Genomic DNA, 14,723 nt, shown 5'->3' on the forward strand with positions numbered 1-14,723 from the left:
GCGCGCCCGCCGTGCGCGGGCGCATAGGAGCCGTCCATGCCCAGCCTTGCCCAGGCCCTGCGTTCGACCTTCGCCGCGGCGGACACCGCCTGCCCGCTGCAGGTCGAGGGGTTGACCAAACGCTTCGCCAACAGCGACACCCCGGTGTTCGCCGACATCAGTTTCCGCCTGAACCCCGGGCAGGCGGTCGCCCTGATCGGCGCCAACGGGGCCGGCAAGAGCACCCTGCTGCGCTGCTGCGTGCGGCTGATCGAGCCGGACGCCGGGCGCATCGTGCTCGACGGCGTGAACCTGTGCGGCAAATCCGGGCGCGGCCTGCGCCTGGCGCGCAACCGGGTCGGCTTCGTGTTCCAGAAGCACTGCCTGGTGCCCCGGCTGTCGGCACTGTCCAACGTGCTGCACGGCGGCCTCGCCCACCACAGCGGCCCGCGTCACTGGCTGCAGGGACTGGCGACCCAGGCCGACCGCGAGAAGGCCCTGCACTGCCTGGAGCAGGTCGGCCTGGCCCATCTGGCGCACAAGCGCTGCGACGAGCTGTCCGGCGGCCAGTCGCAGCGGGTGGCGATCGCCCGGGCGCTGATGCAGGACCCGAGCATCCTGTTCGCCGACGAGCCGACCGCCAGCCTCGACCCGCAGTCCGGCGAGGAGATCATGGAGCTGTTCGCGGCCCTGGGCCGGGCGCGCGGCCTGACGCTGTTCTTCGTCTCCCATCACATCGAGCACGCGCTGCAGTACGCCGACCGTATCCTCGGCGTGCGCGACCGCCAACTGATGCTCGACAGCGCCAGCGGCGCGGAAACCCTCACCAGCCTTCGAGGCTTCTATGCCTGATTTTCCGCGCAATCCTTCCATCGCCGAGCCGGCTCGCCTGCCGGAGCGCTTCGAGCGGCCGAGCTGGATGACCCAGGTGCTGGTCGCGCTCTTCGTACTGTTCCTGCTCTGGTCGATGTCCAGCGCCGGCCTGTCCCTGTCCGAGCTGCTCAAGGGCCTGCCGAACATGGCGGTGATCGGTGGCGAGATGCTGCCGCCGGCCACCGACCGCGCCTGGCCGATGGCCCAGGCGATCCTGGTGACCTTCCAGATGGCCCTGGTCGGCACCGTGTTCGGCATCCTGCTGAGCGTCCCCTTGGCGCTGCTGGCCGCGCGCAACACCTCGCCGCACGCCAGCGTGCTGCACGCCACCCGAGCGCTGATCAGCTTCTTCCGCACCGTGCCGGACCTGGCCTGGGCGCTGTTCTTCGTGGCCTCGGTGGGCCTCGGCACCTTCGCCGGCACGCTGACCATCATCGTCGACACCATCGGCTTCTGCGCGCGCTTCTTCGCCGAGGCGCTGGAGGAGGTCGATCCCGGCCCCTCCGAGGCGCTGGCCTCGATCGGCGCCAGCCCGCTCGACCGCATGGCCGTGGTGCTGCTGCCCGGCGCGCTGCCGAGCCTGATCAACTCCAGCCTGTTCTCGCTGGAGAAGGCCGTGCGCTCGTCGGTGGTGCTCGGCCTGGTCGGCGCCGGCGGCATCGGCGCCGAGCTGGCGGTCTCGATGGAAATGTTCCGCTACGACCAGGCGGCCACCATCGTCCTGATGATCTTCCTGCTGGTGTTCGTGGTGGAGCAGTTCTCCTCGCGCATGCGCCGGCGGCTGATGCGCCAGCACGCCTGAGCCGATGACCCCGTCCATTCCTTCCAGCCACGGAGGCTCCATGTCCAGATTTCCCGTGCCCGGCCCGTCCGGCCGCAACAGCTTCGTCGTCGAGAACATCCACGTGCTGACCGCGGATGGCTGGTCGGTACCGACCTCGGTCGCGGTCGCCGACGGTCGCATCCAGGCGATCGGCGCCGCGCCCCAGGTAGGCGAGCACCGCATCGACGGGCAGGGCGGCTACCTGCTGCCGGGCATCATCGACCTGCACGGCGATGCCTTCGAACGCCACATCACGCCGCGCGCCGGCACCCAGTTCCCGCTGGAGCTGGCGCTGGCCGCCAACGACGCGTCGCTGGTGGCCAACGGCATCACCACCTTCTTCTACAGCATCACCGACGGCTTCGAGCCGGGCCCGCGCAGCCGCGAGACCGTGCGCGGCCTGCTCGAGGCGCTGGAGCGGCTGATGCCGCGCTTCGCCTGCCAGGCGCGGGTGCACATCCGCCACGAGAAGGTGAACACCGACGACCACGACGAACTGCTCGGCTGGCTGGCGTCCGGGCGCGTGCAGCTGCTGTCGCTGAACGACCACCTGCCGCCCATGGACGATGCGCGCAAGGTGCAGCGCTACCTGGCCGGGCTCAAGCGCCGGGTGTCGATGCCCGACGGCGAGGTCGAGGGCTTCCTGCAGCGGCTGCAGGCCAGCCGCGCGCTGGGCGAGCGGCAGAGCGCCGAACTCGCTGCGGCGGCGCACCGTCACGGCGTGGCGCTGGCCTCGCACGACGACGAAACGCTGGAGGACGTGTCGCGGGCGCGCGACCTGGGCGTGTCCATCGCCGAATTCCCGATGTGCGAGCACACCGCGCGGGCCAGCCAGCAGGCCGGCGCCGCGGTGCTGATGGGCGCCCCGAACCTGGTGCGCGGTGGCTCGCACGTCGGCGCCATCGGCGTGCGCGAGGCCATCGAGCAGGGTCTGGTGGACGTGCTGTGCAGCGACTACCACTACCCCAGCCTGTACCGCGCGGCCTTCACCGTCGCCGAGCTGGGCCTGCTGCCGCTGGCGCAGGCCTGGAAGCTGGTCAGCGAGAACCCGGCCCGCGCCGCCGGGCTGGGCGAGCGCAAGGGCCGCATCGCGCCCGGCTACGACGCCGACCTGCTGTGGCTGAGCGAGCTGGACGGTTCGCCGCTGTCGCTGCAGACCACCTGGGTCGGCGGCGTGGCCGTCTACTCGCGCCAGGGCAACGCCCTGCCGGCCGGCACCGTCGAGCGCCCGCTCGCCGCAGCCGCGCAGCCGGCCTGACCCACCGCCCCGAGGGTGGCCTTCTCACCGCACATGCGGTTGGGCACCGGCTTTTGTGGGAGGCGCCCCCTGGCGGCGATGGCGGGCGCAGCCTGCCCCAGGGATGTTTTCAGCCCGAGGTAATCGCCCCGAGGGCGGGCCTCCCACAGGCAGAGGCACACAGGTCCGGCGTTGGTTTTGTAGGAGGCGCCCCCTGGCGGCGATGGCAGGCGCAGCCTGCCCCTGACACGCTGCTTAGTCCAGTGGCAATTCCGTGGTCCGCTTCACCTCGCTCATGGCGATGTGCGAATGCGCCTCCTGCACGTGCGGGCGCTGCAGCAGGTGGTCGCGCAGGAAGCGCTCGTAGCTGTCGATGTCCCGGGCCACCACCTTGAGCAGGTAGTCGGATTCGCCGGCCATGGTGTGGCACTCCAGCACCTCCGGGTAGCCGACGATGGCCGCTTCGAACTCGGCGAGGTTGTTGCGCCCGTGCGCCGAGAGCTTGATGTTGACGAACACCGTCATCCCCAGCCCGAGCTTCTTCGGGTTGAGCAGCGCCACCTTGCGCTCGATCACCCCTTCCTCCTGCAGGCGATGGATGCGCCGCCAGCACGGCGACTGCGACAGCTCCACCTTCTCGGCGATGTCCGCGGCGGAAAGGTCGGCGTTGTGTTGCAGCAGCAGGAGGATCTTGCGGTCGATGCCGCTCAGCGGGGTCTGCATGGCCGTTTCTCTTTTCTTGTTCTACGTGGAATGTTCATGCACGGCTGGCGCCGACAAGGGCAAAAGTAGAAAGAAAATCGCCCGCCGTCACGCTCATGATGGTGACAACGCGTGCCGACGGGGCGACCCCCTGTCGCACAGGGTGGGCGCGGTGACCCCGTGGCCCCGACTCCGGACAAGAAGAAACAGGAGCCGCCCATGCCGAAGTCCCTGGCCGACATCAGCCTCGATGACAAGTACCGGCTCGCTACCGGTCATCTGTACCTCACCGGCACCCAGGCGCTGACCCGCCTGCCGATGCTGCAGCACCAGCGCGACCAGGCCCGCGGCCTGAACACGGGCTGCTTCATCTCCGGCTACCGCGGCTCGCCGCTGGGCGGCCTCGACAAGAGCCTCTGGGAAGCCCGCGACTACCTCAAACAGCACGCCATCCACTTCCAGCCCGGCGTCAACGAGGAGCTGGCCGCCACCGCGGTGTGGGGCAGCCAGCAGACCAACCTGTTTCCCGGCGCCAAATACGATGGCGTGTTCGCCATGTGGTACGGCAAGGGCCCGGGCGTCGACCGCTGCGGCGACGTGTTCAAACACGGCAATTCGGCCGGCGTGTCGCCCTACGGCGGCGTGCTGCTGCTGGCCGGCGACGACCATGGCTGCAAATCCTCGACCATCGCCCACCAGAGCGAGCACGCCTTCATCGCCGCCTCCATTCCCGTGCTCAACCCGGCCAACGTCCAGGAAATCCTCGACTACGGCATCGTCGGCTGGGAGCTGTCGCGCTACTGCGGCTGCTGGGTGGCGCTCAAGACCATCGCCGAGAACGTCGACTCCTCGGCCGTGGTGGAGGTCGACCCGCTGCGCATCCAGACGGTGGTGCCCGAGGACTTCGAGCTGCCCGAGGACGGCGTGCACATCCGCTGGCCGGACCCGCCGCTGGCGCAGGAAAAGCGCCTGAACATGTACAAGATCTACGCCGCGCGCGCCTTCGCCCGGGCCAACCGGTTGAACCGGGTGATGATCGATTCGCCCAATCCGCGCCTCGGCATCATCACCACCGGCAAGAGCTACCTCGACGTGCGCCAGGCGCTGGACGACCTCGGCCTGGACGAGGCGCTGTGCGCCCAGGTCGGCCTGCGCGTGCTCAAGGTCGGCATGAGCTGGCCACTGGAGCCGGTCTCGGTGCACGAGTTCGCCGAGGGCCTGGACGAGATCCTGGTCGTCGAGGAAAAGCGCAGCGTGATCGAGGACCAGGTCACCGGCCAGCTGTACAACTGGCCGGTCGGCAAGCGCCCGCGGGTGGTCGGCGAGTTCGACGAACAGGGCCGCTCGCTATTGCCGAACCTCTCCGAGCTGACCCCGGCGCAGATCGCCCGGGTGATCGCCAAACGGCTCGCCCCCATCTATTCCAGCGACAGCATCCAGGCCCGCCTGGCCTTCCTCGACGCCAAGGAAAAGGCCTTGGCCGCGCGCAGCTACAGCACCGTGCGCACCCCGCACTTCTGCTCCGGCTGCCCGCACAACAGCTCGACCAAGGTGCCCGAAGGCAGCCGCGCGGCCGCCGGGATCGGCTGCCACTACATGGTGCAGTGGATGGACCGGCGCACCGAGACCTTCACCCAGATGGGCGGGGAAGGGGTGAACTGGATCGGCCAGGCGCCCTTCACCGAAACGCCGCACATGTTCCAGAACCTCGGCGACGGCACCTATTTCCATTCCGGGCACCTGGCCATCCGCGCGGCCGTCGCCGCCGGGGTGAACATCACCTTCAAGATCCTCTACAACGACGCCGTGGCCATGACCGGCGGTCAGCCGATAGACGGCGAACTGCGCGTCGACCAGCTCAGCCGGCAGGTCTTCAACGAGGGCGTGCAGCGCATCGCCCTGGTCTCCGACGAGCCGGACAAGTACCCCACACGCGACAGCTTCGCGCCGGTCACCAGCTTCCATCACCGCCGCGAGCTGGACGCCCTGCAGCGCGAACTGCGTGAGTACAAGGGCGTGTCGGTGATCATCTACGACCAGACCTGCGCCACCGAGAAGCGCCGCCGGCGCAAGCGCGGCAAGCTGGAGGACCCGGCCAGGCGCGCCTTCATCAACGAGGCGGTCTGCGAGGGCTGCGGCGACTGCAGCGAGAAGTCCAACTGCCTGTCGGTGCAGCCGCTGGAGACCGAGCTGGGACGCAAGCGCGAGATCGACCAGAACGCCTGCAACAAGGATTTCTCCTGCGTCGAGGGCTTCTGTCCGAGCTTCGTCACCCTCCACGGCGGCGGGCTGCGCAAGCCCCAGGCGCTGGGCGAGGCGGCGCGCCTGGACGACCTGCCTGAGCCGCGCCAGCCGGCCCTGGATCGGCCCTGGAACATCCTCGTGCCCGGCGTCGGCGGCAGCGGCGTGACCACTCTCGGCGCGCTGCTGGGCATGGCCGCGCACCTGGAAGGCAAGGGCTGCACGGTGCTCGACCAGGCGGGCCTGGCGCAGAAGTTCGGCCCGGTGGTGACCCACGTGCGCATCGCCGCCAGGCAGGACGACATCTACGCGGTGCGCATCGCCGCCGGCGAGGCGGACCTCATCCTCGGCTGCGACCTGGTGGTGGCTGCCGGCGACGAGGCGCTGACCCGGCTGAACGAAAAGATCAGCCACGCGGTGATCAACAGCCACGAGTCGGCCACCGCCGAGTTCACCCGCAACCCGGACGCGCAGGTGCCCGGCGAGGCCATGCGCCAGGCGCTGGTCGAGGCCGTCGGGGCGGACAAGACCCACTTCATCGACGCCACCCGCCTGGCCACCCGGCTGCTCGGCGACAGCATCGCCACCAACCTGTTCATGCTCGGCTTCGCCTGGCAGATGGGGTTGGTGCCGGTGTCCGCCGAGGCCATCGAGCAGGCCATCGAGCTCAACGGTGTGTCGGTCGAACTCAACCGCCAGGCCTTCCGCTGGGGCCGGCGCGGCGCGCATCGGCGCGAGGCGGTCGAGGCGCTGGTGCGTCCGGCCGAGCAGGCCGAACCGCTGTGCCGCACGCTCGACGAGATCATCGCCTGGCGCATGGATTTCCTCACCCGTTACCAGAGCGCGCGCTATGCCCGTCGCTACCAGGCGCTGGTCGAGCGCGTGCGGCAGGCCGACGGCGGTCCCGACCAGGCGCTGACCGAGGCGGTGGCGCGCGGCTACTTCAAGCTGCTGGCCTACAAGGACGAGTACGAAGTGGCGCGGCTGTATGCCGATCCGGCGTTCCGCCGGCGCCTCGAGCAGCAATTCGAGGGCGACTACCAGCTGCGCTTCCACCTGGCGCCGGCCTGGCTGGCCAAGCGCGACCCGGTCACCGGCGAGCCGCGCAAGCGCGAGTTCGGCCCCTGGATGCTCGATGCCTTCGGCGTGCTGGCCAGGTTCCGCTTCCTCCGTGGCACGCCCTTCGATCCTTTCGGCTACGGCGCCGACCGAAAGCTGGAGCGCGAGCTGATCGCCGAGTACGAGCGCACCGTCGAGTCGCTGCTGACCCAGCTCCGGCCCGGCAACTACCGCACGGCGGTGGCCATCGCCTCGCTGCCGGAGCAGATCCGCGGCTTCGGTCCGGTCAAGGAGCGCAGCGTCGCGGCCGCCCGGCAGCGGCACAAGCTGCTGAGCGAGCAACTGGCGAATGGTGACGAGGAACAGCCGGTGCGGCTGTTCCATTCGGCAGCGTGATTGACGACGTAGGGACGGGCGTCCAGGTGCAGCGGCAACTCCCGTATCAGCCCGCCGGGACGTTTCGGCCATCGGTTGGCTAAAGCCCACCGTGTGCCTGACAACCCAACCGTTCCTGAAAGGCACAGAACAACAACAACGAGGTCTTCATGTCCGTCTTCACCCACCCCGATTTCGACGACCACGAACAGGTGGTCTTCTGCCACGACAAGGCCAGCGGCCTGAAGGCGATCATCGCCATCCACGACACCCGTCTCGGCCCGGCGCTCGGCGGTTGCCGCATGTACCCCTATGCCAGTGACGCCGACGCCCTGCGCGACGTGCTGCGGCTGGCACGCGGGATGACCTACAAGTCGGCGCTCGCCGAACTGCCCCTGGGCGGCGGCAAGGCGGTGATCGTCGGCGACCCGCACCGCGACAAGACGCCGGCTTTGTTCCACGCCATGGGCGACTTCGTCGACAGCCTCGGCGGCCGCTACGTCACTGCCGCGGACTCGGGCACCGGCGTGCCGGAGATGCAGCTGATGGCGCAGCGCACCCACCACGTCTGCGGAGCGATCGCCCGCGACGCATTGGAGGGCGGCACGCGCAGCGGCGACCCGTCGCCCTCGACCGCTTACGGGGTGTTCCTCGGCCTGCGCGAGGCGGTGCATCATCGCCTCGGTCGTGACGACCTGGCGGGCGTGCGGGTGGCGATCCAGGGCGTCGGCCACGTCGGCTATGACCTGGCGCGACACCTGGTGAACGCCGGCGCCGAGGTCTGCGTGAGCGACGTCCATGCGCCGAACGTGCAGCGCGCGGCGGACGAGCTGGGCGCGCGCGTGGTGGCGCCCGAAGACATCTACGGGCAGGCGGTCGAGGTCTTCGCGCCCTGCGCCATGGGCGGCATCCTCAATCCCGACACCCTCGAGGCCTTGCGCGCGCCGGTAGTCGCCGGCGCGGCGAACAACCAACTGGCCTCGCCGGAAATCGGTGCCGAACTGCAGCGCCGCGGCTGCCTCTACGCGCCCGACTACGCGATCAACGCCGGCGGCATCATCGACGTCTGCTATGAGCGCATCGGCGGCAGCGCGGCACAGATCCGCGCGCACGTCGAGCGCATCGGCCCGACCCTGCAGCAGATCTTCCAGCGCGCCGAGGCCGAGGGCGTGCCGACCTCGGTGATCGCCGACCGGCTGGCCCGCGAACGCCTCGCCACCCGCGCGCCCGCGCACGCCTGAGTCTCCTGTTGCCCCGCCTCCGCTCGCCAGGCGAGGCGGGGGCGGGGCCTTTTCATCTCCGCTGGACGTTTCCTTGAAAGCCTCCCTCATCCGGCCCTGCGCGCCACCTTCTCCCGGGGGGAGAAGGGCAGGGGCATGGCATTGCCTGCCGCCTCACCGTTCGCCTGCACCTGTAGGAGCAGGCTCTGCCTGCGGCCATCACGGCGCTAGAGACCAACACGCACACCCCCATCGACGCCCGCTCGGCGGCTGCTGGAAGAAGAACGTGCCGTCGCGGCAGATTTTCCTTACGCTTGCCGGCCGTCGTGGCGGCACCGGGGCCGGAAACCGGTGCTGTAAGGCCAGGCTGACACCGCATCCCTCGACCGGACCGCCCGGTCCCCTGCGCCCACCTTGCCGGCGATCCGCGCAACCCGTGTGATGGGCGCGTGGGTCGCGACCCATGCCTTGCACGCGCGCACTGCGCCAGTCACGACAACAACAACAGGTGACGAATGACTCGAGAAAAACCGAAGAACCTCTGGCTCTCGCGCTGGGGTTTCATCCTCGCTGCCACGGGCTCCGCGGTGGGCCTGGGCAATATCTGGAAATTCCCCTACATCACCGGCGAGTACGGCGGTGGCGCCTTCGTGTTGATGTACCTGGCCTGCATCCTGGCCATCGGCATCCCGGTGATGATGACCGAGATCGCGCTCGGTCGGCGCGGCCGCGGCAGCCCGATCGACGCCATCGGCCGGGTGGTGCGGGAGAACGGCGGCAACCCGGCGTGGAAGGCGGTCGGCGGCATGGCCATGCTGGCGGGCTTCCTGATCCTCTGCTTCTACGTGGTCGTGGCCGGCTGGGCCTTCGCCTACACCTGGAAGATGCTCGACGGCTCGCTGGCCGCACCCAGCGTCGAGGCGCTCGGCGCGGTGTTCGAGGCGCACAACGCCAGCCCGCTGCAACTCGGCGGCTGGAGCGTGCTGGTGGCGCTGCTGACCCTGCTGATCGTCGGCAAGGGCGTGCAGGCGGGCGTCGAACGGGCGTTCCGCTGGATGATGCCGGGGCTGGCGGTGATGCTGCTGGCGCTGGTCGGCTATGCCTGGACCAACGGCAGCTTCGGCCGGGGCGTGGCCTTCCTGTTCAGCTTCGACGCCTCCAGGCTGACCGGCGAAGCCTTCCTCGCCGCGCTCGGCCATGCGTTCTTCACCCTCAGCTTGGCCAGCGGCGCGATCCTCACCTACGGCTCCTACATCCCCGACGGCCAGTCCATCGCCCGCACCACCTTCATCGTCGCCATCGCCGACACCTGCGTGGCGCTGCTGGCGGGGCTGGCGATCTTCCCGGTGATCTTCGCCAACGGCATGGACCCGAGCGCCGGGCCGGGGCTGATCTTCATGAGCCTGCCGCTGGCCTTCCAGCAGATGCCGTTCGGCACCCTGTTCGGCGTGCTGTTCTTCGCCATGGTGTCGGTGGCGGCGTTGACCTCGGCGATCTCGATGATCGAGGCGGTGGTCGCCTACCTGAACGAGAAGTACGGCATCAGCCGCCCGCGCGCGGCCTTCGGTGCGGGCTCCGTGCTGCTGGTGATCAGCCTGAGCGCGATGCTCTCGTTCAACGTCGGCGCCGACTGGAAGCTGTTCGGCATGACCCTGTTCGACGGCCTCGACTACCTCACCTCGCGCTGGATGATGCCGCTCGGGGGGATTCTCATGGCGGTGCTCGCCGGCTACTGCCTGCGCGGCGAGATCCTGCGCGAGGAGCTCGGCCTGTCGCCGGCCGGCCACGCGCTCTGGCTGTTCATGGTGCGCTACGTCAGCCCGGTGCTGATCCTGATGGTGTTCCTGCACGCGCTCGGCTGGCTGGGCTTCGACCCGCTGGCGCGCTGGTACTGGATCGCCGGCGCGATCGGCGTGCTGGCGGTGGCCGGCGAACTCTTCCGCCCGCGCGGGCTGAAGGCGCAGGCCCGCGTCTGACGAGGTTGCGATCGGAGTGGTAGGGCAGCTTGCGCCCCCGTGGTTGGGGGCGTTTTTTTTGCGAGCGGGGCAGCGAGAAAGCTAGTCGGGTTTCGCCTGGTTCATGATCGTTTCCAGCACGCCATCGAGATTGTCGAGCACGTCGAGGTTGCTGAAGCGAAGCACGGTCAGCCCGGCTGCGTGCAGGTGCAGGGTCCGCTGCGCGTCCTGTGCCCGTCCCGCTGGTGTGAGGTGCTGGCTGCCGTCGAGTTCGACCACGAGGGCGCGCTCCGGGCAATAGAAGTCCAGCACGTAGGGCGGCCAGGGATGCTGGCGACGGAACTTGAGCCCACCGAGCCTCCGATTGCGCAGATGGCTCCAGATCAGGTGCTCGCAATCGGTGAGGTCGTGGCGCAGTTGGCGGGCGAAGCCGCGCTGTTCCGGGGTCGGTTTGGGCATTCACGGTCCTTGTGAATGGGTATGGAGAGGTACCCCTCACCCTAGCCCTCTCCCCGGAGGGGAGAGGGGACTGGTTCACGTTGGGCTCAATCCATGTGCATTGACAGGACGCAGGTCATCGAAGCAAGAGACAGTGAGCTTGAATCGCCTGGAGCCTGGAGCCTGGAGCCTGGAGCCTCTGGCTGGCACCGGAAACCCCCCTCTCCCCGCCGGGGAGAGGGCTGGGGTGAGGGGCTTGCAGCGCCCTCAATGCGTCTCCCGCGTCGCCCTGAACTTCACCTCGGGCCAGCGCTCTTCCATCAGGCTCAGGTTGACCCGGGTCGGCGCCAGGTAGGTGAGGTGGCCGCCGCCGTCGATGGCGAGGTTCTCGAAGGCCTTGTTCTTGAAGTCCTCGAGCTTCTTCTTGTCCTCGCATTCGATCCAGCGCGCCGACCAGACGTTGATCGCCTCGTAGGCGCATTCCACCTTGTATTCCTCCCTCAGCCGGCTGGCGACCACGTCGAACTGCAGCACGCCGACCGCGCCGAGGATGATGTCGTTGTTGCGTTCGGGGAAGAACACCTGGGTGGCGCCTTCCTCGGCCAGCTCCTGCAGGCCCTGGCGCAGCTGCTTGGACTTGAGCGGGTCCTTCAGGCGCACGCGGCGGAACAGTTCCGGTGCGAAGTGCGGGATGCCAGTGAAGCCGAGCACCTCGCCTTCGGTGAAGGTGTCGCCGATCTGGATGGTGCCGTGGTTGTGCAGGCCGATGATGTCGCCGGCCCAGGCCTCGTCCAGGTGCTCGCGCTCGCTGGAGAAGAAGGTCAGCGCATCGGCGATCTTCAGGTCCTTCTTGATCCGCACGTGGCGCAGCTTCATGCCCTTCTCGTACTTGCCCGAGCAGATGCGCATGAAGGCGATGCGGTCGCGGTGCTTGGGGTCCATGTTCGCCTGGATCTTGAACACGAAGCCGGTGAATTTTTCCTCGGTCGGCTCCACGCTGCGTTCGACCGCCGCGCGCGCCAGCGGCATCGGCGCCCAGTCGACGATGGAGTCGAGCACGTGATCGACGCCGAAGTTGCCCAGCGCGGTGCCGAAGAACACCGGCGTCATCTCGCCCGCGAGGAAGGCGTCCTTGTCGAATTCGTGGCAGGCGCCCTGGACCAGCTCCAACTGCTCGACGAAGTCGTCGTAGAGGTCGCCCAGGTGGCTGCGCGCCTCGTCGGAGTCGAGCTTCTCGATGACCTTGGTCTCGATGCGCTCGTGGCCGTGGCCGGGGGTGTAGACGAAGATCCGGTCCTCGCCGAGGTGGTAGACGCCCTTGAAGTCGCGGTACGAGCCGATCGGCCAGGTGATGGGCGCGGCCTTGATCTTCAGCACCGCTTCGATCTCGTCGAGCAGCTCGATAGGGTCGCGGATGTCGCGGTCGAGCTTGTTGATGAAGCTGACGATGGGCGTGTCGCGCAGGCGGCAGACGTCCATCAGGGCGATGGTGCGCGGCTCGACCCCCTTGCCGCCGTCGAGCACCATCAGCGCCGAGTCCACCGCGGTCAGGGTGCGGTAGGTGTCTTCGGAGAAGTCCTCGTGGCCGGGGGTGTCGAGCAGGTTGATCATGTGCTCGCGGTAGGGGAACTGCATCACCGAGGTGGTGATGGAGATGCCGCGCTGCTTTTCCATTTCCATCCAGTCGGAGGTGGCGTGGCGGTCGGACTTGCGCGACTTGACCGTGCCGGCCACGGCGATCGCCTGGCCCATCAGCAGCAGCTTTTCGGTGATGGTCGTCTTACCGGCGTCGGGGTGGGAAATGATGGCGAACGTGCGGCGTTTCGCGACTTCGGCGGCCTGGGTGGTCATGGCGGTCCCGGTTGGAAAGCGGTTCGGAAAAAGCCGGCGATTATAGAGCAAAGGGCGCCTGGGCGTCCCGCGCGGCGACGGGCGCGGGCGCGCCGGCCGGCGGGGCGCCGGAACATCATGCGGTCATCCCGGTCGGTTACAACGAGAGGGGTTCGCCCGTCGACCGAAAAAGGGACGCGCTTCCATTGATCTCGGGGGTTAGTGGCTCTAAAGTTCGCGCCCGAACGTCCATGCTGGAAACGATCCATCCGGCTCAAGTACTGACGACGAGAGGTCGCCGGTTCGAACCCCGAGAGCAATGCTCGGAGGGATTCTCCGGGGCCGGTGATGCTCGGCGACGTGCCTTGGGAAGTAGGCGAACCAAAATGGGGAAACTGTCAGACGTTCACGGCCTCGCGCCACCCCGTGCTCACTCTTCCGTTCCGCCAACTGGAGCCCTGCATGTCGATCAAGATCGAAGACTACTATCCGCGCGAAACCTTCCAGCGCATGAAGCAGTTCGCCGAGCAGCATGAAACGCCCTTCGTCGTCATCGATACCCAGATCATCAGCCAGTCCTACGACGAGCTGGTGAAGAACTTCCCCTTCGCCAAGATCTACTACGCGGTCAAGGCCAACCCGGCCATCGAGATCACCGAGCTGCTGCGCGACAAGGGCTCGAACTTCGACATCGCCTCGATCTACGAGCTGGACAAGGTGATGTCCACCGGCGTCACCGCCGACCGCATCAGCTACGGCAACACCATCAAGAAGTCCAAGGACATCCGCTACTTCTACGAGAAGGGCGTGCGCATGTTCGCCACCGACTCGGAAGCGGACCTGCGCAACATCGCCAAGGCCGCGCCGGGCTCGAAGGTCTATGTGCGGATCCTTACCGAGGGCTCGAACACCGCCGACTGGCCGCTGTCGCGCAAGTTCGGCTGCCAGACCGACATGGCGCTGGATTTGCTGATCCTCGCCAAGCAGCTGGGCCTGGTGCCCTACGGCGTGTCCTTCCACGTCGGCTCGCAGCAGCGCGACATCGACGTCTGGGATGCGGCCATCGCCAAGGTCAAGGTGATCTTCGAGCGCCTGAAGGAAGAGGACGGCATCGTCCTGAAGATGATCAACATGGGCGGTGGCTTCCCGGCCAACTACATCGCCAAGACCAACGACCTGAACACCTACGCCGACGAGATCATCCGCTTCCTCAAGGACGACTTCGGCGACGACCTGCCGGAAATCATCCTCGAGCCGGGCCGTTCGCTCATCGCCAACGCCGGCGTGCTGGTGTCCGAGGTGGTGCTGGTGTCGCGCAAGTCGCGTACCGCGGTCGAGCGCTGGGTGTTCACCGACGTGGGCAAGTTCAGCGGCCTGATCGAAACCATGGACGAGTCCATCAAATTCCCGATCTGGACCGAGAAAAAGGGCGAGATGGAGGAAGTGGTCATCGCCGGTCCGACCTGCGACAGCGCCGACATCATGTACGAGCACTACAAGTACGGCCTGCCGCTGAACCTGGCGAGCGGCGACCGGCTGTACTGGTTCTCGACCGGCGCCTATACCACCAGCTACAGCGCGGTGGAGTTCAACGGTTTCCCGCCGCTGAAGGCGTACTACATCTGAGGCGTCGACGCCGTGGTGAGAGAACCCCGCTTCGGCGAGGTTTTTTGTCGCTTGGCAAAAGCGCCTAGACGGGACGAGAGAAACGTGCGCCGTAGAGTGGAAAACCGCGAAGCGTTTTCCACCGCTGCCGCTGTTCACTCGATCGGCCAGTGAGCCCAGGCATTGGCTGGACCCGACGCGTGGATGAGGCTGCGCCGTCTCCACCCTACGTCAGGCCCCGGCGCTGGGCGCGACCTCGCGCGGGCTCCGGTCGCAGGCAGAGCCTGCTCCTTCAGGTGTTCGTCCAGGTTGCAGGCCGCGCCGTGCTTTTCCCTTCTCCCCGCGGGAGAAGGTGGCCCGCAGGGCCGGATGAGGGGCTGGCCCGG

At 68.1% G+C, this 14,723-nt stretch carries 10 protein-coding genes; 7 read left to right on the top strand and 3 right to left on the bottom strand.

The features are described 5' to 3' along the window. Window positions 1-36 precede the first annotated feature (36 nt). The 3 genes from H610_RS0113915 to H610_RS23915 are packed head-to-tail and all read left to right on the top strand — an operon-like array spanning window position 37 to window position 2,933. A complete protein-coding gene (locus tag H610_RS0113915; RefSeq protein WP_028240235.1) occupies window positions 37-831 on the top strand; it encodes a phosphonate ABC transporter ATP-binding protein in 795 nt (264 codons plus the stop codon). After that, window positions 824-1,654, top strand: a complete 831-nt coding sequence (gene phnE, locus H610_RS0113920) for a phosphonate ABC transporter, permease protein PhnE (protein ID WP_051231755.1) — start codon at window positions 824-826, stop codon at window positions 1,652-1,654. Before H610_RS0113915 ends, phnE begins: the two co-directional genes overlap by 8 nt. A gap of 40 nt (window positions 1,655-1,694) precedes the next feature. Beyond that, window positions 1,695-2,933: an alpha-D-ribose 1-methylphosphonate 5-triphosphate diphosphatase gene (locus H610_RS23915; RefSeq protein WP_051231757.1), complete on the top strand. Its 1,239-nt coding sequence runs from the start codon at window positions 1,695-1,697 to the stop codon at window positions 2,931-2,933. A gap of 234 nt (window positions 2,934-3,167) precedes the next feature. On the opposite strand, the gene H610_RS0113930 is transcribed toward H610_RS23915, so the two are convergent. Then, window positions 3,168-3,635 (bottom strand): Lrp/AsnC family transcriptional regulator, encoded by a 468-nt coding sequence (locus tag H610_RS0113930; RefSeq protein WP_028240237.1) that lies wholly within the window; start codon window positions 3,633-3,635, stop codon window positions 3,168-3,170. Between the two features lie 198 nt (window positions 3,636-3,833). Here H610_RS0113930 and H610_RS0113935 point away from each other — a divergent pair, with 198 nt between their 5' ends. From H610_RS0113935 to H610_RS0113945, 3 genes are all read left to right on the top strand, one after another. Next, entirely contained in the window at window positions 3,834-7,310 is a 3,477-nt protein-coding gene (locus tag H610_RS0113935) for an indolepyruvate ferredoxin oxidoreductase family protein (RefSeq protein WP_028240238.1), read from the top strand. Between the two features lie 149 nt (window positions 7,311-7,459). Next, window positions 7,460-8,530, top strand: coding sequence for a Glu/Leu/Phe/Val dehydrogenase dimerization domain-containing protein (locus tag H610_RS0113940; protein WP_028240239.1), 1,071 nt, complete (start codon window positions 7,460-7,462; stop codon window positions 8,528-8,530). A gap of 494 nt (window positions 8,531-9,024) precedes the next feature. Beyond that, a complete protein-coding gene (locus H610_RS0113945; RefSeq protein WP_028240240.1) occupies window positions 9,025-10,485 on the top strand; it encodes a sodium-dependent transporter in 1,461 nt (486 codons plus the stop codon). Window positions 10,486-10,566: 81 nt separating this feature from the next. Here the strand turns inward: H610_RS0113945 and H610_RS23920 are convergent, their stop codons facing one another. Beyond that, window positions 10,567-10,923 carry an endonuclease domain-containing protein gene (locus H610_RS23920; RefSeq protein WP_043238601.1) on the bottom strand — a complete coding sequence of 119 codons (357 nt, stop codon included), beginning with the start codon at window positions 10,921-10,923 and terminating at the stop codon, window positions 10,567-10,569. Window positions 10,924-11,169: 246 nt separating this feature from the next. After that, a complete protein-coding gene (locus H610_RS0113955) occupies window positions 11,170-12,753 on the bottom strand; it encodes a peptide chain release factor 3 (protein ID WP_028240241.1) in 1,584 nt (527 codons plus the stop codon). Window positions 12,754-13,194: 441 nt separating this feature from the next. On the opposite strand from H610_RS0113955, the gene H610_RS0113960 reads away from it, so the two are divergent. Next, window positions 13,195-14,358 (top strand): type III PLP-dependent enzyme, encoded by a 1,164-nt coding sequence (locus H610_RS0113960; protein WP_028240242.1) that lies wholly within the window; start codon window positions 13,195-13,197, stop codon window positions 14,356-14,358. Window positions 14,359-14,723: the final 365 nt, after the last annotated feature.

This window comes from Stutzerimonas azotifigens DSM 17556, assembly GCF_000425625.1.
GTDB lineage: Bacteria > Pseudomonadota > Gammaproteobacteria > Pseudomonadales > Pseudomonadaceae > Stutzerimonas > Stutzerimonas azotifigens.

Excerpts from the sequence above, each read along its gene's own strand:
- phnE (WP_051231755.1), top strand. The coding sequence starts at position 824 with ATGCCTGATTTTCCGCGCAATCCTTCCATCGCCGAGCCGGCTCGCCTG.
- H610_RS0113940 (WP_028240239.1), top strand. The coding sequence starts at position 7,460 with ATGTCCGTCTTCACCCACCCCGATTTCGACGACCACGAACAGGTGGTC.
- H610_RS0113915 (WP_028240235.1), top strand. The coding sequence starts at position 37 with ATGCCCAGCCTTGCCCAGGCCCTGCGTTCGACCTTCGCCGCGGCGGAC.
- H610_RS0113945 (WP_028240240.1), top strand. The coding sequence starts at position 9,025 with ATGACTCGAGAAAAACCGAAGAACCTCTGGCTCTCGCGCTGGGGTTTC.
- H610_RS0113960 (WP_028240242.1), top strand. The coding sequence starts at position 13,195 with ATGTCGATCAAGATCGAAGACTACTATCCGCGCGAAACCTTCCAGCGC.
- H610_RS23915 (WP_051231757.1), top strand. The coding sequence starts at position 1,695 with ATGTCCAGATTTCCCGTGCCCGGCCCGTCCGGCCGCAACAGCTTCGTC.
- H610_RS23920 (WP_043238601.1), bottom strand. The coding sequence starts at position 10,923 with ATGCCCAAACCGACCCCGGAACAGCGCGGCTTCGCCCGCCAACTGCGC.
- H610_RS0113935 (WP_028240238.1), top strand. The coding sequence starts at position 3,834 with ATGCCGAAGTCCCTGGCCGACATCAGCCTCGATGACAAGTACCGGCTC.
- H610_RS0113955 (WP_028240241.1), bottom strand. The coding sequence starts at position 12,753 with ATGACCACCCAGGCCGCCGAAGTCGCGAAACGCCGCACGTTCGCCATC.
- H610_RS0113930 (WP_028240237.1), bottom strand. The coding sequence starts at position 3,635 with ATGCAGACCCCGCTGAGCGGCATCGACCGCAAGATCCTCCTGCTGCTG.